At 68.1% G+C, this 23,250-nt stretch carries 25 protein-coding genes; 14 read left to right on the forward strand and 11 right to left on the reverse strand.

All coding sequences use genetic code 11. The features are described from left to right. Positions 1–25 precede the first annotated feature (25 nt). The 3 genes from Pph01_RS22920 to Pph01_RS22930 all read left to right on the forward strand — a co-directional run bounded on the left by Pph01_RS22920 (position 26) and on the right by Pph01_RS22930 (position 2,601). Complete coding sequence (locus Pph01_RS22920; RefSeq protein WP_204075203.1) at positions 26–544, forward strand: VanZ family protein; 519 nt, start codon at positions 26–28, stop codon at positions 542–544. A 154-nt stretch (positions 545–698) separates the two neighbouring features. Continuing rightward, positions 699–2,144, forward strand: coding sequence for an MFS transporter (locus Pph01_RS22925; RefSeq protein ID WP_204075204.1), 1,446 nt, complete (start codon positions 699–701; stop codon positions 2,142–2,144). A gap of 67 nt (positions 2,145–2,211) precedes the next feature. After that, positions 2,212–2,601: a cupin gene (locus Pph01_RS22930; protein ID WP_204075205.1), complete on the forward strand. Its 390-nt coding sequence runs from the start codon at positions 2,212–2,214 to the stop codon at positions 2,599–2,601. Between the two features lie 39 nt (positions 2,602–2,640). Here the strand turns inward: Pph01_RS22930 and Pph01_RS22935 are convergent, their stop codons facing one another. Further along, positions 2,641–3,144 carry a nucleotidyltransferase domain-containing protein gene (locus Pph01_RS22935; RefSeq protein ID WP_204075206.1) on the reverse strand — a complete coding sequence of 168 codons (504 nt, stop codon included), beginning with the start codon at positions 3,142–3,144 and terminating at the stop codon, positions 2,641–2,643. A 201-nt stretch (positions 3,145–3,345) separates the two neighbouring features. Here Pph01_RS22935 and Pph01_RS22940 point away from each other — a divergent pair, with 201 nt between their 5' ends. From Pph01_RS22940 to Pph01_RS22965, 6 genes are all read left to right on the forward strand, one after another. Beyond that, positions 3,346–4,455, forward strand: a complete 1,110-nt coding sequence (locus tag Pph01_RS22940) for a FecCD family ABC transporter permease (RefSeq protein ID WP_239116937.1) — start codon at positions 3,346–3,348, stop codon at positions 4,453–4,455. Next, positions 4,452–5,240, forward strand: a complete 789-nt coding sequence (locus Pph01_RS22945; RefSeq protein ID WP_204075207.1) for an ABC transporter ATP-binding protein — start codon at positions 4,452–4,454, stop codon at positions 5,238–5,240. The genes Pph01_RS22940 and Pph01_RS22945 overlap by 4 nt, the downstream gene beginning before the upstream one ends. Further along, a complete protein-coding gene (locus tag Pph01_RS22950) occupies positions 5,237–6,271 on the forward strand; it encodes an ABC transporter substrate-binding protein (protein WP_204075208.1) in 1,035 nt (344 codons plus the stop codon). The genes Pph01_RS22945 and Pph01_RS22950 overlap by 4 nt, the downstream gene beginning before the upstream one ends. A gap of 149 nt (positions 6,272–6,420) precedes the next feature. Continuing rightward, the gene (locus Pph01_RS22955; RefSeq protein ID WP_204075209.1) at positions 6,421–6,882 is read left to right on the forward strand and encodes a Fur family transcriptional regulator; all 462 of its coding nucleotides are present in this window, start codon (positions 6,421–6,423) and stop codon (positions 6,880–6,882) included. 41 nt (positions 6,883–6,923) lie between these two features. Continuing rightward, positions 6,924–7,958: a CobW family GTP-binding protein gene (locus Pph01_RS22960; protein WP_204075210.1), complete on the forward strand. Its 1,035-nt coding sequence runs from the start codon at positions 6,924–6,926 to the stop codon at positions 7,956–7,958. After that, positions 7,955–8,983 (forward strand): WD40 repeat domain-containing protein, encoded by a 1,029-nt coding sequence (locus Pph01_RS22965; protein ID WP_204075211.1) that lies wholly within the window; start codon positions 7,955–7,957, stop codon positions 8,981–8,983. The genes Pph01_RS22960 and Pph01_RS22965 overlap by 4 nt, the downstream gene beginning before the upstream one ends. 121 nt (positions 8,984–9,104) lie before the next feature. Here Pph01_RS22965 and Pph01_RS22970 read toward each other — a convergent pair whose 3' ends face one another. Then, positions 9,105–9,857: an MBL fold metallo-hydrolase gene (locus Pph01_RS22970; RefSeq protein ID WP_486357940.1), complete on the reverse strand. Its 753-nt coding sequence runs from the start codon at positions 9,855–9,857 to the stop codon at positions 9,105–9,107. Positions 9,858–10,003: 146 nt separating this feature from the next. Between Pph01_RS22970 and Pph01_RS22975 the strand changes: the two genes are divergently transcribed. Continuing rightward, positions 10,004–10,654, forward strand: coding sequence for a LysE family translocator (locus tag Pph01_RS22975; protein ID WP_204075213.1), 651 nt, complete (start codon positions 10,004–10,006; stop codon positions 10,652–10,654). Between the two features lie 209 nt (positions 10,655–10,863). After that, the gene (locus Pph01_RS22980) at positions 10,864–11,115 is read left to right on the forward strand and encodes a hypothetical protein (protein ID WP_204075214.1); all 252 of its coding nucleotides are present in this window, start codon (positions 10,864–10,866) and stop codon (positions 11,113–11,115) included. Positions 11,116–11,287: 172 nt separating this feature from the next. Here the strand turns inward: Pph01_RS22980 and Pph01_RS22985 are convergent, their stop codons facing one another. Next, positions 11,288–12,388, reverse strand: a complete 1,101-nt coding sequence (locus Pph01_RS22985) for a hypothetical protein (protein WP_204075215.1) — start codon at positions 12,386–12,388, stop codon at positions 11,288–11,290. After that, the gene (locus tag Pph01_RS22990) at positions 12,385–12,954 is read right to left on the reverse strand and encodes an RNA polymerase sigma factor (RefSeq protein ID WP_204075216.1); all 570 of its coding nucleotides are present in this window, start codon (positions 12,952–12,954) and stop codon (positions 12,385–12,387) included. The genes Pph01_RS22985 and Pph01_RS22990 overlap by 4 nt, the downstream gene beginning before the upstream one ends. Before the next feature lie 635 nt (positions 12,955–13,589). Here Pph01_RS22990 and Pph01_RS22995 point away from each other — a divergent pair. Next, entirely contained in the window at positions 13,590–14,087 is a 498-nt protein-coding gene (locus Pph01_RS22995; protein WP_204075217.1) for a hypothetical protein, read from the forward strand. Positions 14,088–14,129: 42 nt separating this feature from the next. Further along, positions 14,130–14,600 carry a hypothetical protein gene (locus Pph01_RS23000; protein WP_204075218.1) on the forward strand — a complete coding sequence of 157 codons (471 nt, stop codon included), beginning with the start codon at positions 14,130–14,132 and terminating at the stop codon, positions 14,598–14,600. A 258-nt stretch (positions 14,601–14,858) separates the two neighbouring features. Here the strand turns inward: Pph01_RS23000 and Pph01_RS23005 are convergent, their stop codons facing one another. Continuing rightward, positions 14,859–15,260 carry a hypothetical protein gene (locus Pph01_RS23005; protein ID WP_204075219.1) on the reverse strand — a complete coding sequence of 134 codons (402 nt, stop codon included), beginning with the start codon at positions 15,258–15,260 and terminating at the stop codon, positions 14,859–14,861. A 596-nt stretch (positions 15,261–15,856) separates the two neighbouring features. Here Pph01_RS23005 and Pph01_RS23010 point away from each other — a divergent pair. Further along, positions 15,857–17,083 (forward strand): PAS domain-containing sensor histidine kinase, encoded by a 1,227-nt coding sequence (locus Pph01_RS23010; protein WP_204075220.1) that lies wholly within the window; start codon positions 15,857–15,859, stop codon positions 17,081–17,083. A 24-nt stretch (positions 17,084–17,107) separates the two neighbouring features. Here the strand turns inward: Pph01_RS23010 and Pph01_RS23015 are convergent, their stop codons facing one another. The 6 genes from Pph01_RS23015 to Pph01_RS23040 all read right to left on the reverse strand — a co-directional run bounded on the left by Pph01_RS23015 (position 17,108) and on the right by Pph01_RS23040 (position 23,112). Continuing rightward, a complete protein-coding gene (locus Pph01_RS23015; RefSeq protein ID WP_204075221.1) occupies positions 17,108–18,115 on the reverse strand; it encodes a hypothetical protein in 1,008 nt (335 codons plus the stop codon). Positions 18,116–18,216: 101 nt separating this feature from the next. Beyond that, positions 18,217–18,981, reverse strand: coding sequence for a hypothetical protein (locus Pph01_RS23020; protein WP_204075222.1), 765 nt, complete (start codon positions 18,979–18,981; stop codon positions 18,217–18,219). A gap of 542 nt (positions 18,982–19,523) precedes the next feature. Next, the gene (locus tag Pph01_RS23025) at positions 19,524–19,931 is read right to left on the reverse strand and encodes a hypothetical protein (protein ID WP_204075223.1); all 408 of its coding nucleotides are present in this window, start codon (positions 19,929–19,931) and stop codon (positions 19,524–19,526) included. Positions 19,932–20,184: 253 nt separating this feature from the next. Then, complete coding sequence (locus tag Pph01_RS23030) at positions 20,185–21,417, reverse strand: serine hydrolase domain-containing protein (protein ID WP_239116938.1); 1,233 nt, start codon at positions 21,415–21,417, stop codon at positions 20,185–20,187. Between the two features lie 285 nt (positions 21,418–21,702). Then, positions 21,703–22,083 carry a VOC family protein gene (locus Pph01_RS23035; RefSeq protein ID WP_204075224.1) on the reverse strand — a complete coding sequence of 127 codons (381 nt, stop codon included), beginning with the start codon at positions 22,081–22,083 and terminating at the stop codon, positions 21,703–21,705. Positions 22,084–22,224: 141 nt separating this feature from the next. Then, positions 22,225–23,112: a LysR family transcriptional regulator gene (locus tag Pph01_RS23040; RefSeq protein ID WP_204075225.1), complete on the reverse strand. Its 888-nt coding sequence runs from the start codon at positions 23,110–23,112 to the stop codon at positions 22,225–22,227. Positions 23,113–23,250 lie beyond the last annotated feature (138 nt).

Below are 23,250 nucleotides of genomic sequence, written 5' to 3' on the forward strand. Positions count from 1 at the left end.
GCGTCATGCCTGGCATCATGATCCGGTGCACCAGGCATGGAACGCATGGGGACACGTGGTCATCGCGGCCGTCCTGACCCTTCCCGTCGCGGCTCTGATCGCGTTGCTCCTCGCGCGCTTCCGCAGCCGCCGGGGGCATCCCGCTCCTCGGCGCACGGCCGTCGCGGACGTCGCCGTCGTCGTCGGAACCGCTCCCTGGATCTGGATGATCTTCACGCCGGGGACCTTGCAGCTTGTCCACCTCGTCCCCCTGGTCGACCTCGCTGACCAGATCACACTGATGTCGCCGGGGGCGGCATTCGTACAGATCGTGGGCAATCTCCTGGTCTTCGCGGTGCTCGGAGCGATGCTCCCGGTCCGCTCGGCGCGCTTCGCCTCGCTCGGAACGGTCGCCGCAGTCGCGGCGACGTCCTCGCTCACCGTCGAGGTGCTCCAGTACGCCTTGCGGATCGGCCGGGTGAGCTCCGTGGACGACGTGATCCTCAACACGGCGGGTGCCGTACTCGCGGCGCTCGTCACGCGCAGGTGGTGGGCCCGCAGGTGAAGGTGCTCGGCGACCGGGCGCATCCCCGCGATGCCGGAGTCGCGGGACTACTCCCGGCGTCGTAGTCCGGCCGGTCGTTGATCCCCGTTCGGTAGCGGCAGATGACTTCGCTAGTGGGACGCCTCTGAACAGTGGCCGGAAGACGATTGCGGTCATGAGAACCCATTCAGTAGGTGCTCGGCCGGGGGTCATCCTCGCCGCGGTGGCCGTCGTGCAGTTCATGGTGTCGCTGGATCTGTCGGTCGTGAACGTCGGACTCCCGCAGATCGCCGTCGGCGTCGGCTTCAGCGCGGTCGGGCTGACCTGGGTGATCCACGCCTACGCGCTCACCTTCGGTGGGCTGCTCCTGCTGGGTGGCAAGGCCGCCGACCGGTACGGCCGCAAGCCGGTCCTGCTGCTCGGGCTCGGCCTGTTCGGTCTCGCCTCGTTCGCCGGCGGCTTCGCCCAGGAACCCGGCCATCTCGTCGCGGCTCGTGCCGTACAGGGCGTCGGGGCCGCGGCACTGGCTCCGGCCGCGCTGGCGCTGCTGGCCGCGACCTTCCCCTCGGGCAGGGCCCGCGTCCGGGCCTTCGGAATATGGAGCGCGACGAACGCCGCCGGGGGCGCCTTCGGCGTCCTGATAGGCGGCCTGCTCACCGAGTACGCGAGCTGGCGCTGGGTGATGTTCGTGAACGTGCCGATGTCCGCCTGCGCGCTGGCCATGGTCTGGCGGAGTGTCGTCGCCGGCCCGCCCCCGGTTCGCGGCGGCCGCCCGGACGTCCTCGGTGCCGTCCTGGCCACGGCGGGCATGACCCTGCTGGTGTTCGGCATCGTCCGCACCGACCGGTATTCGTGGACCTCACCGATCACCGTGACGACCCTGGCGGTCGCCGCCGCGCTGCTGGCCGCGTTCGTCTACGTCGAGCGCACCACCACCCGCGAACCGCTGCTCCGGCTCGGCCTGTTCGCCAACCGCTCGGTCGCCGGCGCGAACGCCTACAGCCTCCTGGTCGGTGCGGCCATGGCCTCGTCCTTCTACTTCGCGTCCCTCTACCTGCAACGAGTGCTCGGGATCGGGCCGGCCCTGACCGGGGTCGAGTTCCTGCCGTTCGCCCTCGGCGTGGTCGCCGGCTCGGTTTTCGCCGTCAAACTCGGCTACCGTCTCGCGCCGCGGACTCTGCTGGTCATCGGCGGGCTGCTGACCGCGACCGGGTTGGCCTGGTTCGGCCTGATCAGCTCAGACGGCTCTTTCACCACGGATTTCCTGGGGCCCTCGATCGTCGCCAGCATCGGCTTCGGACTCTGCCTCGGGCCGCTCGTCTCAACCGCCACCACCGGCGTCGCGCCTCGTGAGGTCGGCACCGCATCGGGCCTGCTCAACAGTTCACGCCAGATCGGCGCCTCGCTCGGGCTGGCCGCCCTCGGCACCGCCGCGCACGACCGCACCGGCCACGCCGTCACACCCGGGGCACTCAACGACGGGTACGCGCTCGGCCTGACACTCGATGCGGTGCTCCTGGTGGCCGCGGTCCTTGTCGCCCTCACCGTCCTGCGCCGGACCAGCCCGCCGGCACGGGCCGAGCAGGCCGATGACCGCGATTCGCTCCCTGTCCGGGGTTGACCGGCGACCCACCCCACGCCGGTGACTCAACCCAGATGAAAGATCACCGTAGGAAGGGCGTCTCGGCATGACTGTCATCCCGATCGATCTCTTCGCGTCCCACATCAGCCTTCACCATGGCGGCGAGGTTCACGCCGCGAGACAAGCGATGGACTCGGACGAGGACGGCTGGCGGTTGACGGCCTTCCACGCGAAGACCGTCGCCGACGTTCACGGCGACCACTGGGAGGTCCATCCCGAGGCCGAGGAGGTCGTGTCCTGCCTCGTCGGGAAGATCAGCGTCTACCTCCGTCCGGAGGAGCCGGGACAGGAGGAGGAAGAGATCAGGTTGTGGGCCGGAACCGCGGCCATCATTCCGCGCGGGCGATGGCACCGCATCGAGCTGGACATTCCCAGCAACATCATGGCCGTCACTCTGCCGCGTGGCAGCCGGCTGGAGAAGCGGACCGAAGCCTAGGCCGGTCCTCTCGACCCTGCGCGGCAGGACCTGCGGGAATCAGAAGTGGGTGGCGATGCCGTACACCCTGCGCAGTTGGGCCATGTCGTGCCGGTCCCGGTCGGTCGGCTCGTAGCCCTGGTGGAAGTGGACCTGCTGCTTGGCCGAAAGGCAGGCGACGGTCACGCCGAGGATCGTGCCGGTGGTGAAGGCGTCGGCGGGATAGGGGAAGACGTCCCCTTGGTCGTTGGCCGGCTGTACGGCGGAGCCGTCCGGCCGGAAGGTCAGCGGGTGCAGGTCGAGCTCCCGCCCGTCGGGATGGCGCATGACGAACCGGGCAGGTCGTCCGGGGACGATGTCGTGCCGTTCGGCGAAGCCGGCGTTCTCCAGGAGCTTGATCAGGATGGGCTCCCGGGTGGCGTCGTGCATCAGGTCCAGGTCCCGGTGAGGGCGGGTGACCTCGCCGACGAGCGCGTCGATGCCCCAGCCGCCGCCGACCCACACCGCGCATCCACCGTCGTGGAGCAGCCGGACGATCTCGATGACGTCGGTGGCGTCGAACACGACGGAGACCCTACTTGCCGGCGCTCGGTCGAGGCGAGCCGTTTGCGCCGGGTGCGGCGCCACGTGGACGGAGGGCTTCGCCCGGATCCGAAGCCTGCGCCCAGCATTTTGAAAATGAAAACCATTGTCGATAAGGTCTCCTCACTGCGAAGGACCGGAGCCGGGTTTCCCGCCTGGTCGTGTGAGCCCGAGGAGGCTGTTGTGTCATCAGTGGAACTCGCGCCGGCTCGATCCAGCCCTCCGCAACCGGCCATGGTGACGGGCACCCCGCAGGGCAGGCACCGGCTCCGCACCCCACTGGCCCTCTTCCTCGTCACACTCGCCTTGCTCGCAAGTCTTGTGCTGTCGACCGCGTTCGGGGCGGAGTCGCTGTCGCCGGCCACGGTGCTCGACGTGCTTGTCGGCCGGGTGACCGGCGGGCCGGCCGCGGACCTCGCCTACGACACCATCGTGTGGCAGTTGAGGGTGCCCCGCGCGTTGCTGGCGGCCCTTGTCGGCGCAGGTCTCGCGCTGGCCGGGGCCGGAATGCAGACGCTCGTGCGCAACCCCCTCGCGGACCCGTACCTGCTGGGCGTCTCCTCGGGCGCGAGTGTCGGCGCCACCGCGGTGATCACCTCAGGGCTGTTCGCCGGCGCCGGGGCATTGGCCCTGTCCGGGGGCGCGCTCGTCGGTGCGCTCGGTGCCGCGGTGTTGGTTTTCGTCGTCGCCACCGCCCAAGGTGGGCTGACCCCGTTGCGGCTGGTGCTCACCGGCACGGTTCTCGGCTCGGCGTTCTCGGCGATCGCGAGCTACCTGGTCTTTCGCAGTCCCGATCCGGCCGCGGCGCAATCCGTGCTGTTCTGGTTGCTCGGCAGCCTGGCCGGCGCGGACTGGCACCAACTCGCGATGCCGGCGATCACGGTGGGGGCCGTCGCCGCGGCGCTGCTCGCCGGCAGCGGCTGGCTCGACGCGCTGGCGACGGGTTCCGATACGGCGGCATCGCTCGGCGTTCCGGTCCGCGCGGTGCGCATCACCCTGTTCGTCCTCCTGGCGATCCTGGTCGGCGTGCTGGTCGCGGTCTCCGGCGGCATCGGTTTCGTCGGTCTGGTCGTGCCGCATGCCGCGCGACTGCTGGTCGGAGCCCGGCACCGGGTCCTGCTGCCGGCCTCGGCGCTGTGCGGCGCCCTGTTCCTGCTGTGGGTCGACGTGGTCACCCGAATCCTCGTGCGGCCCACCGAGATTCCGCTCAGTGTCGTATCGGGGCTGGTCGGCGCACCGGCGTTCCTCGTCCTGCTCGGCCGCCGGCGTTATCGCTTCGGGGGGAACGGGTGACCGTCCACCTGCTCGCCGAAGGGCTTGCCTGCTCAGTGGGGCAACGCGTCATCCTCCGGGATGTCGAGCTCGACATCGCCGAGGGGGAGACGGTCGGGATCGTCGGGCCGAACGGATGCGGGAAATCCACGCTGCTGCGCATCCTCGCCGGGATCCGCGCCCCCTCGGCCGGTCGCGTGCTCCTCGACGGTGTCCCGTTGCACCGCCTCGGCGCCCGCCGGCGAGCACGCAAGGTCGCGCTGGTCGGCCAGGAGCAGGACCTGCCCTCGGATCTGCTCGCCGGTGAACTCGTGGCGCTGGGCCTGACGCCCTACCGCTCCCCGTGGAGTGGCGGTGGGTCCCATGAGCGTGCCGCCGTCGCAGCCGCGCTCGCCGAGGTCGATCTTGCCGATCACGTGGACCGGCCCGTGGACCGGCTGTCCGGTGGCGAACGCCGCAGGGTTCTGCTGGCCAGGGGATTGGTGCAGGAGACGCCCCTGCTCCTGCTCGATGAACCGACCAACCACCTCGACGTACGGCATCAGCTGCACCTGATGCACCTCGTGCGCCGGCTCGATCGCACCGTGGTGGTGGCACTGCACGACCTCGCCCTGGCGACCACCACCTGTGACCGCGTACTCGTGCTGCACGAAGGCCGCGCGCTGTCTCTCGCGCCACCCCGCGAGGCGCTGACTCCCGATGTCGTCAACGCCGTCTTCGGCGTCGACGCGACCCCGATCCGCCATCCCGTCACCGGTGACACGCACCTGCTGATCACCCCCCTCCGTCCGGAGGACATGCCATGAGGCTGGCCATTCCCGTCGTCGCCCTCGCGGCGGCCGTCTCGCTCGCCGCCTGCGGTACGAGCACCCTCACGCAGCCGGCCGGCGCGGCGATCGCGATCACCAACTGCGGTGAGCGCGCGCAGTTCCCCTCTCCCGCGCGGCGGCTCTTCGTCAACGACGGCAACATGATCGCCATGACCCTCGCCATCGGGGCTGCCGACGAGATCGCCGCGGTGTCGAGCCTGCAACGTGACGCCGACACGCTGCGTCGCCACTACGGCGACGTCGTCGACCGGCTGAACGTCGTCGCACCTCAGTACCCGTCCAGTGAGACCGTGCTCGCGCAACGGCCGGATGTCATGATCGCCGGCTGGAACTACGGCTACAGCGAAGACACACGGCTCACCCCGGCTTCTCTGCGGGCACAGGGAATCGCGCCCTACGCGCTCACCGAGAGCTGCCGGCAGCACGGCGAGCAGCGGCGCGGAGTCGTCGAACCGTGGCAGGCGCTGCGCGACGACCTGACCAATCTGGGCGCGATCACCGGCCGTGGGCGGCAGGCGCAAGCGGTCGTCGACGACATCACTCGACGGCTCGACGCGCTCGAGGACGCGCCACGGCCACAAAAGCCGCCCACGATCTTCCTGTTCGACAGCGCGAGCGACACGGTGTTCTCCAGCGGCCGGTTCGGCGCGCCCCAGGCGATCATCGACGGCGCGGGGGGCCGCAACGCGATCGAGGACGTCGACGACAGCTGGACCAAGGTGTCCTGGGAACGGGTAGCCGCGGCCAAACCCGACGCGTTCGTCTTCGTCGACTATCCCCCGCAGACCTTTCAGCAGAAGGTCCACCTGCTCAAGTCGCGGCCGGGCATCGACAGCCTGCCCGCGGTGACCGAGGAACGATTCCTCAATCTGCCCTACGCCCTGTGGACCAGCAGTCCCCTGAACATCGACGCCGCCGAACAGATACGCAAGGCGCTCGAACGCTGGCATCTGGTGCCGGAGTCCACGATCGTCCCGCGCTTCGACGACCGTGTCGCCGGTGGCTGAAGCCGCGAGCAGGTGGTCTGTCGGGCGACCGTGCGATGTAGGTCGAGCGCAGTGGTGCGGGCTCGAGCTGAATGGAAATGGTATTCATTTTCATATAGTGTGCTGTGGCCGGATTCGGCGACGAATGTCCAGCTGGGGGTGATATCGCTATGAGCTGCCGGAATGCCGAGCAACTGGCGCGCGCCCTGCCGGCAGGACGCCGGACGCGGCAGCGGGGCGCGGTCCTGCATGTCCTGCTGGACTGCCCGGACTTCGTCTCGGCCCAGCAGTTGCACGCGTTGACCACCGCCGACGGGATCGGGGTGGGGTTGACCACCGTCTATCGCACGCTGCGAGAACTGGAGGCACGCGGCCGGGTCGATGTCGTACGCGACGACGTCGGAGAACGGCTGTACCGGATAAGGCCGTTCGGCCGGCACCGCCACTACCTGGTCTGCCGAGCCTGCGGTCGCAGCCGGCCGGTGGAAGCGGACGCGGTGGAGGCGTGGGTCGACCTGATCGGCGAGGCCGCCGGATTCGACGCGGTCGAGCACACCGTCGAACTCACCGGAATCTGCGCCACCTGCCGTACCGACGCACCAGCCGTCGCCGACGACGGAGAGCCGTTATGACGTGGGAAACCGCCCCTCCGTACCAGAAGGAGTCTGACCTCATGAGCGAATCCACCTCCGCTCCGCAACCCGCCGATGCGGGGGACGGCCGCGTTCCCGTCACCGTCCTGACCGGATTTCTCGGTTCGGGCAAGACGACGCTGGTCAACCGCATCCTCACCGAGCAGCACGGCCTGCGGATCGCCGTCATCGAGAACGAGTTCGGCGAGGTCGGCATCGATGACGCCCTCGTGCTGGACGCCGAGGAAGAGATCTTCGAGATGAACAACGGATGCATCTGCTGCACGGTTCGCGGCGATCTCATCCGCATCCTCGGTGCTCTCATGCGCAAGCGAGACAGGTTCGACCACATCCTGATCGAGACCACCGGTCTGGCCGACCCGGCGCCCGTCGCCCAGACCTTCTTCATGGACGACGAGATCGCCGCCCAGTTGCGCTTGGACGCCATCGTCACGCTGGTCGACGCGGCCCACGTGCTGCGGCACCTCGACGAGGAGAAACCCGAGGGGGTGGAGAACGAGGCCGTGGAACAGATCGCCTTCGCCGACCGCGTCGTGCTCAACAAGACCGACCTCGTACGCCAGGAGACCATCGACGAGGTCGTGTCCCGCATCCGCGCCGTCAACGCCCCGGTGGAGATCATCCCCGCCCGGCACGCCGAGATCGACCTCCGCCGGGTCCTGGACGTCGGCGCGTTCGACCTGGACCGGGTGCTGAAGGACGACCCGGCCTTCCTCACCGAGACCGAGCACCAGCACGACTCCACCGTCACCTCGGTCGGCATCGACGTGCCGGGCGAGGTGGATGAGGACCGGCTCAACCGGTGGCTGGGAAACCTGCTGCGCACCAGGGGCGCCGACATCTTCCGTTCCAAGGGCATCCTCGCCATCGAGGGAGAACCCCGGCAGTACGTCTTCCAGGGAGTGCACATGCTGCTGGACGGAGAGTTCGGGCGGGACTGGCGGGAGAACGAGGCCCGCCGGAACCGGCTCGTGTTCATCGGCCGCAACCTCGACCGGGAGGCGCTGGAGCGCGCCTTCGCCGACTGCCTGACCACCGTGGGGACCGCTGCATGAGCGGCATCACGTCCGCCGATCTCGACACCGCCTGGGATGTCGCCGTCGACGACGCACCCGTCGCGCTCAGCGCCCAGGGCGACCTCGTCGCCGTCGCCGGGGCCGAGGGCACGGTCTGGGTGCTGGACATGGCCACCGGCGCCACGACCAGGGCACTCGACCTGCCGGGAGGGCTGCTGGACGTGGCCCTGGCCCCCGATGCGCGGCATCTGGCGGCCGCCGGTCCCTTCGGACACGCGCTGTGGAGACGCGACGACGGCCTCACGACCGTCTCCGACACCGGCGCCTGGTCATCGAGGGCGACATGGGCCGACGAGGGGCGGGTCGCGATCACGTCCGGCCGGCGTGCCCTGGTTCTCGATTCGGACGGCGGGGAGTTGTGGTCCACTGAACCCGCTGCCAGCACCGTCACCGATGTGGCGTGGATGCGCAACGGCCGCCGCCTGGCCGTGGCCGCCTACGGCGCGGTCCGCTGCTACGAACGGCACAGCCGTACGCCGGTGGTCACCTATCCCTACGTCGGCTCGCACCTGGCGCTGGCCATCTCCTCCACCGGCCGGTGGATCTGCAGCGGCAACCAGGACGCCTCCATCCACATCTGGCGTACCCGTGACGGATCCGAGCTGACGATGTCCGGCTATCCGGAGAAGGTCTCCCGCCTCGCCTTCGACGACACCGGTACCTGGCTCGCCGCCGACGGCGCTCCGGACGTGACCGTGTGGGACTTCTCCGGCAAGGGCCCGGCCGGCACCGCGCCCCGCTCGCTGAGCGCTCACGAGACCATCACCGCCCTGACCTGGCGCCCCGGCTCGGCCGGGCATCTGGCCAGCGGTGGCCACGACGGCACCATCGCCCTGTGGCATGCCACGTCGGGGCTGCCCAAGGCGCGGCTGCGCCCAGCCCGCACCATGGACGGCGGGGCCGCCGTGACCGCGCTGACATGGGCCGGGCGTGACCTGCTGATCGCCGCCCATCGCGACGGTCGTGTCCGGGCTCACCGGCTGCCCCATCGGGCCCGTCTGTGATGTCCAGTGACGGCTTCGTCGTCGACCAGAGTCGGGCACCGCGGCGGCTGGTTCGAGTCGGACGTCGTCATCGCGCGTACGACGTGTCGGACGGCATGGCGAGTGGGGGTGTGGGCAGCCTTCAGTGATCTGTTGTCCCGAGCGTGACGGTGAGGTCTTCCTCGGCGGCCAGCACATCCCCGTCGAACGCCAGTTGAGCGGCGGCGACTGAGGCAGCCCGGTCGTTGCCTGGCCAGAAGTGGGTGAGCATCAGCCGGCGGGCGCCCGCCCGGCGGGCCCAGTGACCGGCCTCGGTGGAGGTCAGGAGATTGCGTTCGAGGCGGCTGGTCTCGCCGTCGCGGTCGGTGGCCTCGACGATGAACAGGTCGGCGTCGCGGCCGAGTTCGGCCAGCGCGGGGGTCGGGCCGGTGTCCCCGGAGTAGGCCAAGGTGATCCCGTCGGCCTGTAGGCGGACACCTGCATTGGGCACGTAGTGCGGGAGCGACAGTCCGATCAGGTCGAACGGTCCCACCTGGTAGCTGCCGGGCAGTGAATGCACTTCGAAGACCGTTTCCAGGTCGACATCGGGTTCCAGGCCGCTGATGCGGTCGAGCACGCCCGGCGGGCAGTACAACGGCAGTCGCGGTCCATTGGAGTCACCGTAGAACCGCATCCGGAACAGCCCGTGCAGGTCGACGCAGTGGTCGGGATGCTCGTGGGTGATGACGACGGCGTCTACGGCACCGTCTGGCCAGTGCGTGAGCAGCCGTGGCAGCGTGGCGTATCCGAGGTCGAGCACCAAGCGGTAGCCATCCCAGTCCACCGCGAAACCACTGCAGGCACGGCCGGGTTCCGGAAAAGCGCCGCAACTGCCAAGCACGGTGACCTGTCGCATTCGCACAGAATGTCAGACGCTTCCATTTGGTGGCCGGCACCCTCACTCGTGGCGGATGACGGGAATCGAACCCGCGCGGTCAGCTTGGGACCTCCGCGTAGGCAAACATATTGAGCTCGTGAAATGTGTGCTGGCACGATCACCGTATGGACCTGGTCGCCTCTTTGCCCGCCTTCGTGGTCGCCGTCGTGCTGATCTCGGCCTCGCCGGGGCCTGCGATGGCATTGATCTTCCGTCGTGCCGCGCTGCGTGGCTTCACCGGAGCCGTGCCCACGGTGCTGGGGTTGGAGGCGGGTCTGTATGTCTGGGCGCTGTGCGCTGCGGGAGGACTGGCCGCCTTGGTCGCCGCCTCGGAGGTGGCCTTCGTCGTTCTCCGGGTGATCGGTGGGCTGTTTCTGCTGTATCTCGGGGTGAAGGCCTGGCGTACAGCCTGGCGCAGCCGTGGGGTCGAATCGACGCCGGAGGTCGTTGAAGAGGCGCCGTTGCGCCGCGCGCGGGGCTGGTGGGCGGCCTTCGGCGAGGGCATCGTGGTGATGCTCGCGAACCCGAAAGCCGCAGTATTCATGATCGCCTTCTATCCGCAGTTCGTGCCATCGAACCGGCCACTGTTCGCCACCACCGCCCTGCTGGCGCTGGCACAGGTGGCGATCGAGACCGCCCTTTATCTCACCCTGGCGGCCGCGGTGGGCCGTGCCGGAACCTGGTTCCGCCGGCCGGTCATCCGTCGTCGCCTGGAGGCTGTCAGCGGCGCCGTTCTCATTGCCCTGGGCGTGCGCGTGGCCACCTCGACCCGGTGACGGCCACCGCGGTCGGCCACAAGCTCGAGAAAGATCGAAGCCGAGGTCCCGAATGCATCGGCTGACCTGGGCCTTTTGTGTGTAGAGCGGTGGCGGGAATCGAACCCGCGCCGTCAGTTGGGGGAAGTACGTGGGGCACGCCGCGTACGATTCGCCTGATCACGCCGGAGCCGGAGTGCCCCTGCCGGAGGCGATGGGAGGCTGTGTCCATGGCAAGATCTCTTCAGATCGGGTTGATCGCTGGTCTGAGCGTCGGCGGTGTCGAGGCTTTCTTCGTGATGATCGCAGCTATTTTGGGTGCCCCATACGCCCTGACCTGGAATTCTCTGGCTGTGGGTGCAGTGATGGCCATGTTTGCCGGGCTTTCCATGACGGCCATCGGGTACCTAGAGCGGATGCGTCAACGGCACTACGGTCACTACCCGTATGACGTTGGGAATCGGCCGGCGGATACCGCGTAGCGTCCCCGGGTGGCCGCGCAGGGGAACACCTCCAGGCCTCGCGCGCAGACCTGCCTTAGCGCTTTGTCCCAGGTGGATGGCGGGACAACGACGCGACCGTACGGGCCGCCCGCCCCCGGTAAGGGCGGCCCGTACGGTCAAGCCCGGCTGAGTTCCGGGGCGTCGGGTGGGATCAGAACTTGCCGGCCTTGACGTCGGCCACCGATACCCGGGACGCCTTGAAGGTGGTCACGGAATCCGGCTTCTTCCCCGGGGCACCCACCGCGGAGCGGATCGGCATCCCGGTCTTGGCGTTGATCGTCAGCACCTGCTCGGCGCTGCCCTGAAACAGTGCCGATCCCGCCGTGAGGGTCAGCGTGGGCTGCCCGCCGGTCGTCGAATCCTTGACGGTGACGTCCGGAATGGTGGAAATCAGGCGGAGCACGCCCGCCCGGATCTTCGGGTTGGCCGCCCCCCGGGCCAGCGCGTCAACGGCGTTGGTCCAGAGGTGGTTGTTGATGAGACCCTGCAGGGCCTTGCCGGTGGGCCGCTTCGGCGGGGTCTTGACCCCCTTCTGCTGCAGGATGCGTGCCTCCTCGGCCAGGGCCTTGTCCCACGCCGCCTTCTGCTCGGCGGGGCTGAGGCCCAGCCCGAACGGGTTGGGCGTGGCGTTGATCATCTGCTTCCGGGCGGTGTCGAGGTTGCCGGTCGCCGCGTAGCGCGCCGCCGCCACCTCACGGGCGTTCACGTCCTCGGCGAGGTTGTCGTGACCCGCGATCGCTCCCGGGAGGGCGTTCTGGGTGTCCGTCACGTAGTACTCGCCGCTGTCGGTGTACAGGCTGTACGTGACATATGGCGATCTGCCGACAATGGCCTGGGTGTTGACGACCAGCGACGCGTCTCCCGACAGCGAGCCGTCACTTGCGTTGATGTCGGTCGCCAGGGACACCAGCTTGATGTTGGCCGCCGGTGCCTGGGAGGTCGACCCGGTCGGCGCCGCGGGCCGGGGCGTCGACGGAGCGACGAGCACGATGGCCGTCGCCGCGGCGAGCGCGCCGATGCCGGCGCCGATGGTGATCTTGCCCAGAATGCCCACGCGGCGGTTACGCGGCCCGGAAAGTCTCTTTCTCCGCGCCGGAGCCGCGTCAAGCACTGGAGCCATCTCCTGCACCGGTGCGGGCCCGGACTCGGTCATCGCCCCCCGCAGCGTCATCCGCGCCCGCTCGTACGCCTCGGGCCGCAGGGGTGCGGCCTCCTTCAGCTGACTGACCAGGTCCATCTCGTCCACGATCACTTGCTCTCCTTCACACTGTTGAGATCGGTCAATAGCGCGGCCACTTCCGGCGCGTTCCGCAGCGCCATCCGGGCCTGATGCAGCAGGCGGCGTGCCGTCCCGGCCGGCATCCGGAGCACCCGCGCGGCCTCGGCGGCGGTCAGGTCCTCCCAGGCGACCAGGGTCAGCACTTCTCGTTCTTCCTGCCTGAGCTTGGCCAGGGCCGCCCGGAGCACCGCCTGAGTGTCCACGCGGGCGTCCACCGCCGGCCATGGATCCCACCCGTTCGCCATGCTCGTCACGTCCGGCACCAGATCCTCGGCCGGCCGGGACCGCCAGTAACGCCGCAGCGTGTTCAGCGCCACCCCGTACAGCCACGGCCGCGCCTCGGGGAACGCTTGGTCATAGGTCCTCCGCGACTCGAAGGCCGCCACCCATACATCGCCGAGCAGGTCTTCGGCCGCCTCACGCCCCACTCGCCGCGAGAGGTAGGCCCCGACTGCACCCTCGTGGCGGCAGATCACCTCCACGAAGGCTTCCCCGTCGCCAGCGAGCGATCTGCCGATCAGTTCTGCGTCTGACGTCATGTTCCTCCTTGCCTTGCCTTCCACCCTGGGATTGTCAATTCGCCCCCCAAAGCGTTCAGAGCCGAGAAGAGCGAGGTGCGGGACGGACCCATCGGCCGGGCAATGCTGCTGGGGGTATGGGGGACCGCGTCTCCGGTCGTGCTGATTTCCTTGTCATTCCGAACGGCGGCGAGTGATCGCCGCAGCCCGGGCTCAACCTGCCCGATCCCGCAACCCACCGTTCCGCGGCGCTACAAGGCGACACACAGCGGGACACGCAAGAACGGTCCGCGTAGCCGTGTATGCGCAGTCGGCAAGTCGTTTCCGCAGGTGGTGGCGGGTATTTGGCTCGAACCAACGTAGCGCGGCAACTTCACCGGGGCGATGGCGGGCGGGATGCCTCGTGGCTGCCGATCCCCAGAGTGAGGCCGCCATGTCGAGGGCTTGCGAAGTCGATCGCGTGGCGACACCGTAGGCGCCCTTGATTCCAGGAGCACGCCCGTCCTCGATGTGTACGCGGCCGTGCGTAGCCCAGGCGTTCTTACGCTTGCCGTGCCGGCAGCCGATCGTGAAGACGCCTACCCCATTGCATGACGTCTACGGCTCGGTTAACGAGTAGCCGCTGCTGTCCGCATGGTGGTTCGATTGCGAGGCAAATGACCACGTATGGCGCCGCTGGTGAGAGCGCGCTGTTGCGGTGTCTCCTCACAGGAAGTCGGTTCCATGGCCCGGCGTACGTTCAGCTCGCCTCGGGAAGGAAGCTTGCGCTGTCGACCGTCGAGCTCTCTTCCACCTACGGCGGGTTGTTGGAGGGTTACCCGTGCGCCCGGTTGAACGACAGAGTCATTTCGGGACTCGGCGGTTGGGCGCGAACGCACTACCCGTCGATGCCGTTCCACCTCATCGACCCGCCGCGGACCTACCCGGACACACAGCCCGGCCACTTCGGGCCGGTTGAGGTGTTGCCGGCCGTGAGCTGTGTGGGTGTCTTCAGCGCGTCGCCGGTGAGTGAGGACAGCGACTCCGTTCTCTGCGAATCCGTGCTCGTCGTGGCGTGGTTTCAGGCCGACGTCTCGCTGCCGGTCGGGGAGGATGCGCTGCCGGCGTTCCGGGAGTTGGCGTGGGAGAACCTGGCCGAAGACCGGGAGCTCTGACGTCCTGGCCGCACTCGCCACCTGAGCGATTGGTCATCAGGCATGAAGTACGTCAATCTCAATGCCACGATCAATGGCATCGAAGGGGTGCTCGATCCCTCTGAGTACCTCCAACAGCTCCACACATTCGGTGCTCTGCTGCCTGTAGGCGCTCGGACGTTCGCGATGGCTGCTGAGCACTACGACTTTTACAGTCAACGATGCACGAAGGATCTGGCTCTCGAACGAATTCGCTTCGGCGAGGAGGGCGAAGAGCGGTGGATGGAACTCGGCTTCCGGCATAACTGTTGGAAGCATGAGGAAGACCTGACCATCCGCTACCTCGGTGTGTCCGCGTACGCACTGGACATGTCCGAGGCCGCCGGACGTCCCGACGTAGTCATCCTCGACGAAATACTTCCGCACCCGCGCGGATGCACTCATGAGATCGCGTTGCGGCCAGGAACAATCATGGTGACCTGCCGAGACCTGACGGCCACCTGGACTGAGGCCGACTGCCCGGATAAAAGCTGACGGCTGGAACACCTGGTCTCCTGCGCGGCGCGCACGCCTCGCCTCAGGCACGACCTCAGCCCATGATCAGTCGGCGAATGGCACACCGAGCGCAACGCTGTTGATCACAGGGCAGTACGCCTAGGCGCGCTTGCGGACGTAATGCAGGCAGTCGATGAATTGATGCTCGGCCCCTTCCCCTGCTCCGACCCGCCGCCGTGTCACGGGGTCCGGAGAGGGACCCCGTGACGAGCTGTAGCTGCGCAGGTCGACATCGGATCAAGCGGCGTCGAGGGCTCCGGTGATCTTGCGGGCCATCTCCGCCATGGTGGGGCTGGGCTCGCCCTTCTGAGGCCGGGCGGATGCTTCGATGGAGACGATGACGGTGCTGCGGAAGTTGTCGGCCTCTGCCGGAGCCTGCTTCTTCAGCAGGTTCATGGCCGCCGTCAGGGCCGGCAGCACCTTGTCGGCGAGTGCGGCGGTGGACTTGCTGTTCAGGCCCTTGGGCGCCTTGGTGAGCACGTGCCCGACCAGGCCGGTCGCGGAGGCCAGGGCGATGGCGCCTTCGGTTGCGGCCTTGTGGGGCGACCCGGCGACAGCGGCGGCGGCCATCAGCGAGACGGCGCCCCACGCGGCGGTCCGCAGGGTGAACGTGTCCTGGTCGGTAAGGGTGATGGACATGGTGGTGCTCCTCAAATCTGGTGGGAATCCAATTGAACGGACGGCTGCAATCGCTGAACCGTTCATGGCATCCACCATCGCCGACCGCTCTGATGCCGGGCCGTTGTCGTGCTGACACGGCCGCTGACACACGACTCCGCATGATCGATGGCGAGCGCGAGGGCTGGTCGACGACGTCCTTGAGGGGTTCAGCGGCAGGCTGGAGGAGTGGCAAGGAGTGGATGCCGCTGGGCCTGGAGCGATCGCCGGCCTCGAGTACACCGCCCTGCTCCGGGACGCCCGCCCGGCACTGCGGAGCGAGAGCGGGCCTGGCGGCCGTACGGCCACGCGGTGGCAGTCTCAGAATCGGTTGATCTCGATCATGGAGTTACCGCCAGGACAGCTCAAGGAGCTGATGACCCGCCCGTATGGGCCGCTCCAGCACGAATGCGGCCACGGTCTATCTGCACGCGGCCAAGGACTGAGATCGTGCGATCGCGCGTATGCGCATAAGGATGATCGACATGGCGCTAGGCGGGTGAACCGGGCCGGTGGTCTGGGCTTTCTTCCGCTCACCTAGCTTTGTACGTATAGGAGTTGAGGCGAGGCGGAGAGTGATGGACCGAGAGGTCGACTTCAGGGCGGTGTTCAAGGCGCTCGCGGCCCCGTTGCTGGTGCTCACGCCGGACTTCGTCATGCTGGCGGCCAATGACTCATTCCTGAAGCTGACCGGTGGGAGCGAGGCCGACCTGGTCGGCCGCTCCTTCTTCATCGTCTTCCCCAGCAATCCCAACGCTCCCGACAACCCCAACGAGGAAGGGGCGGAGGCTCTGCGCGCCTCGCTGGCCCGGGTGCTGGCCACGGGGGAACGGGACTACATGGCGTTGCAGCGCTACGACATCGAGGTCAGCGGCAGACCGGGGGTGTACGAGGAGCGGTACTGGAGCACGATCAACGTGCCCGTCCTCGGCCCGGACGGCAAGGTGAAATTGATCGTTCTCCGTACTGAGGACGTCACTGAGTTCCTCCGGCAGTTGAAGCGGTCCGGCGAAGGCGGCGTCACGGGGGCGCAGGCGGAGCTGGAGGCGATGAGATCCGACGTCTACGTTCGCGCCCGTGAACTCCATGACCTCAACGAACGGCTCCAGCGGACACACAGGCAACAGCGCGAGACCATGTCGGCCCTGCAAGCGGCTTTCGAACGGCAGCGGCGGTTTGTCTTCGACGCCTCCCACGATCTTCGCAGCCCGATCACCGGGCTGTTGACCGAGCTCGAGGTCGCAATCTCAGAACCGGATTCCGACCCGCACCAGATCCTGCGCAAGTTGATGCTGGGCTGCGAGAGGCTCAACGACATCGTCGCCGATCTGCTCGAACTCGCTCGCCTGGACGCCGCGACACCCGTCGCCACCGAGCTGGTCGACCTGGCCGACCTTGTGATGGACGAATTGGAACGCCGGACTCTGACCACCACCGTTGCCGCCCAGCTCGACCAGCGGGTGCTGGTGTGCGCCTCCCGGATCCGGCTGGTCCGGCTGCTGAACAATCTGCTCGCCAACGCTGAACGGCACACCAGGACCACGATCGACATCGTCGTCGCGGCCGATCCGCCCGACGCGGTCCTGGAAGTCATCGACAACGGACCCGGCATCGCCCCGGCCGACCGCGAAAGAGTCTTCGAGCGGCTCTTGCGCCTGGACGACGCCTATCGCCAGGACCCCGGCGGCTCGGGTCTCGGCCTGCCCATCGCCCGCGAGATCGCCCAGAGCTACGGCGGTCACCTGTACGCCGCCGACCACCCCACCGGCGCCCGCTTCGTCCTCCGCCTCCCGCTCGCCGCCTAGGAGAAGGTCGACCGCGCGCGTCATTCAGGCCACGCGCAGAGAGCTGATCATGGTGTTGATGTCCGGCCAGAGCTTCTTGTGGGATTCGGGCAGGTCGACCCAGAGATAGGAGGGCCGCACGCGGCCGGTGTCGACCACGATGACGGCCGACAGATCCATCTTCGCCTGGACTCCGGGCTTGTCGAAATGCATCTCACGGACGATCACCCAGCCCGGCCGGCCGCTCACCTTGATCGGTTGGGAGGCGATATCACGGCCCCGCACGCTTTCGTCGAAGTTGTAGATCTGCCGGCTGTCCTGCACGGCCGAGGTCAATACGCGCAACCGATCCCGTCCGGTGGCCTGATCCATGAGATCCCCGTCCACCGCTCCGGAGGCAATGAGCGCCTGCCATTTCGGTTCCGTGTCGAAGCTCTGCTGGCGGCTGAACCCGTCCAGCTGGGGGTCGGTCCGGCGACTGTCGTTCCACGCACCGCCCAGTTCCGCGTAGGACAGATGCGCATCGGGATCGGTGACCCGCCGCACGACAGGTGAGCCGGTGCCACCGTAACGCTTGACTGCGACGACCTTGGTGAGCCGGACCTCGCCCGGGAGAATCCCGGATGGAGCCGTGGTCGGGGGCACCGTCGCACCGGGCAGCGGCTTGTACTCGCCGGTGGAACCGCCGCAGCTGGCGGTGGCGTTGTCCCCGAACTCGGAGGACTGCTGTACGACCACACCGTTGGCCAGGACTGTGCACATGACTTTCCCTGCGCCGTTACGCCAGAGGTTCTCAACCTGCACAGAGGTGTAATCCTCCCGGTGGAACCGGAACGTCACCCGGAACGGCAGTGCGGCGCCGTCCTTGCTCTCCTGGCCGTGCGGGGTTTGGTACGAGACGTCGGCGGTGCGCCTGTCACCAGTGATCAGGTACGTGATCTCGACATCACCGTCAGTCCCTTTGTCGTCGGCAATCGAGCCGGCCCGCTGTCCGGGGGTGTCATCGGCTATCGCCGGCCCGAGAATCAGAGCGGCACCCACGAAGATCTGCAACAGCGTCAGCAGGCCTCCGGCGACGCGTAGCCCCGCGGGAACGCGACCGAAGGTCCGCCGCCCGGCGGCGGAGAACGTCCTGGTTGTGTCCATGCCCGTCCTCACGCCCGCTCTGCGGTGGGAAGGGCAAGCCCCTGCCCCGCCTGCCGTGCTTCCTCGACCGTACGGCGCAGCTGCAGCAGCCCGCTCCGTTCGGCGAGTTCATCGATCTCGGCGACCGCGAGTTCGTCACGCACGGTGCGCGCGAGAATGTCGCGGGTGTCGTCGTTGAGTTCCTCGAGTTCTTGCACCCTCCGCCACTCGCGGTACGCCTCGTCGGCGCTCTGGGCGTATTGCGCGTACCGCTCCAAGGCGTTCACTCGCAGCACCAGCGCATCGGCCGACGTCTTCAGCGCCTGCCGCTGAGGTTCGAGGATCTCCGTCACTTGAGGGCTGGGCTTGCCGTCTCCCAGGGTCTTCCGTACCTGTCTCGCTATTCGGGTGAGCTCGGCCAGTGCCTGTGCGATCTCCCATTCCTGCTGAGGCAGGGTCACCGCGTTGGCCGTGTCGTCCAGCAGCCCTGCCGCGTTGACCTCGGACGCGACGACAGTGGTGATGGAGGCCTGCGCCCGCTGCATCTGCGCCAGCAAGGAGACCCCGACGAACGGCCGCAAGCGCGAAGTGCCGAAGTCGGCGTCGACGTAGTAGCGGCCGTGATGGCGCCTGGCCAACTCGGCCTTCTCATCCTCCCCGCAACCGAGAATGAAGATCAACACCCAGCTCGCGGCTTGGAGAACCGTCCCCGCCAGCAGGAAGTACCCCAGGCCTCCCCACCACCAGACGGACAGCAGTCCGGCCTGAGCGATCGTTCCGAGCGCCAGCCCCACCCGCCCCAGTAGGAATGACGCGCCTACGACCGGCAGGAAGCCGCACAGCGTCGCCAGCTGAACAGCGGCTACGGCATCACCTCGAGTACGGCCTCCCCAGCGCGGGGCGGTCGGAGGGGGCGCACCCGCAGGGGTGAGCTCACCCACAGCCGATTCCAGTAGCCCGCGGTCAGCGGCGGGCAGCGATGGATCCACCACCGGCCGTAGCGTTGCTCTCAAATTTCAACTCCCACGGATTGGGTGGGTTGATTGTGGCATAAAGGCGATCTTCTAGTGGAATGTTCGGTTTGGACCTCAAGGGTCGGGTTCTCCCCGCGCAACCTGGCCGATCATCGTGCGGCGCCTCGGCCCCCGAAAAAGATCAAGGCCCAGACCGAGAATCATCCTCTGACCTGGGCCTTCTCGCTTGGCACGGGTGACGTGGCACGAGGTCTCGGTGTCACGCCAACCGCTGACCGCCATGCATCGAGGTCAAGCGAATCCGTCACGCCGCCGTGTCGCGGGGTCCGGAGCGGGCCCCGTGACAAGAGGTCGACATCCCATCAAGCGGCGTCGAGCGCTGCGGTGATCTTGCGGGTCATCTCGGCCAGGGTGGGGCTGGGCTGGCCCTGATGGGTGCGGGCGGCTGCTTCGACGGCGACGATGACGGTGCTGCGGAAGTTGTCGGCCTCTGCCGGATCCTGCTTGTTGAGCAGGCTCATGGCCGCCGTCAGGGCTGGCAGCACCTGGTCGGCGATCGCGGCTACGGACTTGCTGTCCAGCTTCATGTCCTTTGGATACTCGGCGAGCACGTGCCCGACCAGCCCGGTGGCGGAGGTCAGGGCGATGGAGCCTTCGGTTGCGGCCTTGTGGGGCTTGCCGGCGGCATCGGCGGCGGACATCAGCGTGACGGCGCCGTAGGCGGCGGTCCGCAGGGTGAGCTTGTCCTGGTCGGTAAGGGTGACGGACATGGGGTGTGCTCCTTTGAATCTGCTACGAAATGCAGTTGAACGGACGGGGGATGGAATGCGGTCCTGGTGGTGCCAGGGGTGTCTCGACTGCTCAGGTCGGGCCGCCCGAGGGGATCGCACCCTCGGCGACCCGGCCTGAGGCCGACAGGGGCCAGGCCCGACCCCGCGCGGAATCGTCGACGGTTCGGCCGCCAGGGGCTGACCGTCGGGTGCCGTGGATTGAGGGCTGGGTGTACCAGGCGCGGGCTCGGTGTCAGTCGTCGAGCGCCTGGTAGAGCGTGGTCCAGAAGTCGTTCATCAGGTGCGCCGGACTCGGCACGGAATACCCGAGCTGGCAGAGCAGGATGCCGGTGAGCTGGTTGGCCGGATCGGCGTAGGCCGAGGTGCCGCTGCCGCCGTCCCAGCCGAACTGGCCGATCGGCGCGTAGTCGCCGCGGTAGGTGCGCACCGCCATCCCCATGCCCCAGCCGCCCTGCTGCCCCTGACCGAAAGAGATGTGCACGTTGCCGGTGGCCAGGGCGGTGCGCGCGGCGTTCTGCTCGGGCGTGAGCCGGTTGGTGGTCATCAGCTCGACCGCAGCCCGGGACAGGATCCGCTTGCCCTGGTGGGTGCCGCCGTTGAGCAGCATCTGGAAGTAGGCGTGGTAGTCATCGGCGGTGGAGACCAGCCCGCCGCCGCCGCCCTGGAACGCCGGCGGCCGGCTCCACCGTCCGCCCTTGGGCTCGTCCCAGGCGAGGAACTCGCCGGTGGCTGGGTCGGGGGCGTACAGGGTGGGCAGCCGGTCGATCTTGTCGGCGGGCACGTGGAAGCCGGTGTCCTTCATGCCCAGCGGCTCGAAGATGCGCTCGCGCAGGAACTCCTCGAACGACTGGCCACTGACCCGGGCCACCAGCACGCCGACCAGGTCGCTGCTGATGTGGTACTGCCACTGCTCGCCGGGCTGGTACATCAGCGGCAGCTCGCCCAGGCGGCGCATCCACTCATCCGGCTCGGGCACCTCCACCGGCAGGTTGGGCGTGAGCCCCTGCTCGAAGACCGTGTTCATGATCGGCCGGCCCAGCGCCGTGAAGTCTATGCCGAGCCCGAAGGTAGAGGTCAGCACGTCCCGTACGGTGATCGGCCGCCGCGCCGGCACGGTGTCGTCCAGCGGGCCGTCGGGCCGCGTCAGCACCTGCCGGTCGGCAAGCTCCGGCAGCCACGCATCCACCACGTCATCCAGCCGCAGCCGACACTCATCCAGCAACACCATCGCCGCCGCGATCGAGACCGGCTTGGACGTGGAGGCCATCCGGAAGATCGTGTCCCGCCGCATCGGCGCGCCACCGTCATGCTGCATCGTGCCGAGCGCCTCGACGTGCGTCTGACCGCCCCGGCTGACCAGGGCGACCAGGCCAGGGATCTTCCCAGACTCGACATGCCGCGCCAGCACCTGGCGCAGTCGGCGCAGCCCTGTTTCGGAGAAGCCGCTGTTGCTTGTTCCCATCATGAATCTCCTTGCGTACAGTGTTCGATCTTCAAGATCCGCCCCGGCCTCTCGCTCACGACTTCGAGGAGCGACGCATGGGTCTGCCTAGGCCGCAATGTCTGAACCGTTCATGGCATTCACCATCGCCGACCGCTCTGATACCGGGCCGTTGCCGTACTGACACGGCCGCTGACACGACACAGCGGCCATCTGCGGGGATGCGGTTGCATACGTTCAGCGCTCTTTCGTGTACATAAAGTGATCGACTGAGAGTGGCGCCGTCCAAGCGCCATCCCAGGGGGTGGATCAGGCGCCTGCCGGCGGCACCCATTCGGTGAGCTGGACGACCACGCCGTTGGGGTCGACCAGCCGCATCGCCAGCTCGCCCCAGGGCTCCCGGTAGAGCGGGACGGAGATGCCGGCCCCCTCGTTCTGCAGCCGCTCGTACTCGGCTGCGATGCCGGTGACCGCGAACGACACGATCACACCCGTTGGTCCGAAGCCGGGCGGGTCCGTCTCGGGGTCGTGCCGTACCAGGACGAGGTCGACGGCGGCGTCGTCACGGCCCAGTGCCGCGAACTCCTCGCCGATGAGGACCTCGCGGAATCCCAGGTGGGTGGTGAAGAACCGGCTGGAGGTAGCTGGATCGGTGACCTTCAGGGACACCGCGGAGGAGACGATGTTCACTGCACGTCTGCCGCGGTGTCAGGTAGAGACATGTCCGGCTCCCTGAGCTGCTTGATTTCTCGGATGGATCAAGCATCGAGCCCGGCGGCGCGGGGAACAACGGCGACTATCGCAACGGTCGTTAACCCCGCAGTTGACGATTCAGTCGGGTAGCGGCCCCAGCTCGCGGACGACGCGGGCGAAGGCGCGGATGAGCTCGTTCTCCGACTCGCTGTGCCACACCAGGCCGTACGGCAGCGCCTCCATGTCGCGGACGGGCAGGTAGAGGATGTCGGGGCGGGGAAAGTATCGGGCCACGTGGACCGGGAAGAGCGTGACGGTCTCTCCCAGGACCGTGTGCAGGAAGATGTCCTCGATGTTGTTCACGTGGGCGCCGCGCTCGATGAGCCGGCCCCCGGGGGTGCGCTCCGGAACATAACGGTCGAACCAGTAACCCGGCACCGCATCGACACTGAGGTGCTGATAGTCGCTGACCGCCTCCACGGAGGCCGTGGACCGTCGGGCAAGAACGTGCTCGTTCGATACGGCCAGCACTCGCCGGTCTGCGAAGAGCAGGGGGCCCATGGTCAGGTCGGGCTCCTCGACGGGCAGCCAGGTGACCAGGATGTCGACATCCCCGTTCCGCAACTGGGCGAACGGGTCGGTGAACGTCGCCGTCCGCAGGCGCAGCTCCCACTGCGGGTGGCGGGACCGGAAGCTCTCGAAGTACCGGCGCAGCTCCAAGACGTTGGCGGGGAACAGGCTCACTCGGAGTGTGCCGGTCTTGCCTCTGGCGGCCAGCCGGGCCCGCTCCAGGCTCTGCGTCAGTCCCTGGTGTAGCTGGCGCAGGTCGTCGCGGAGCTGCTCGCCGATCGGCGTGAGCCGTACATTGCGGCTGTTGCGGGCGAAGAGGTCGACGCCGATGGCCCGTTCCTGCTTCTTGATGGCTTGGCTGATGCGGGCCACGGACACGTGCAGGCGTTCGGCCGCGCGGCCGAAGTGCAGCTCCTCCGCCAGGGTCAGGAAGATCTCGATGTCGCGCAGCTCCACATGGCCCCGTTCCGCCGTCCAGCCTCAGGCGGTGGACAAGTCTGACATATCAGGACGAATTCTAAGAGGGGGTGATCTTCCTTCATGGTGGTGCCGGCCTCGGGTGACGGGGTGGGTTGCGGCATCAGGCGACGTTCG

The sequence above is a fragment of the Planotetraspora phitsanulokensis genome, from assembly GCF_016863295.1.
Classification (GTDB): Bacteria; Actinomycetota; Actinomycetes; order Streptosporangiales; family Streptosporangiaceae; genus Planotetraspora; species Planotetraspora phitsanulokensis.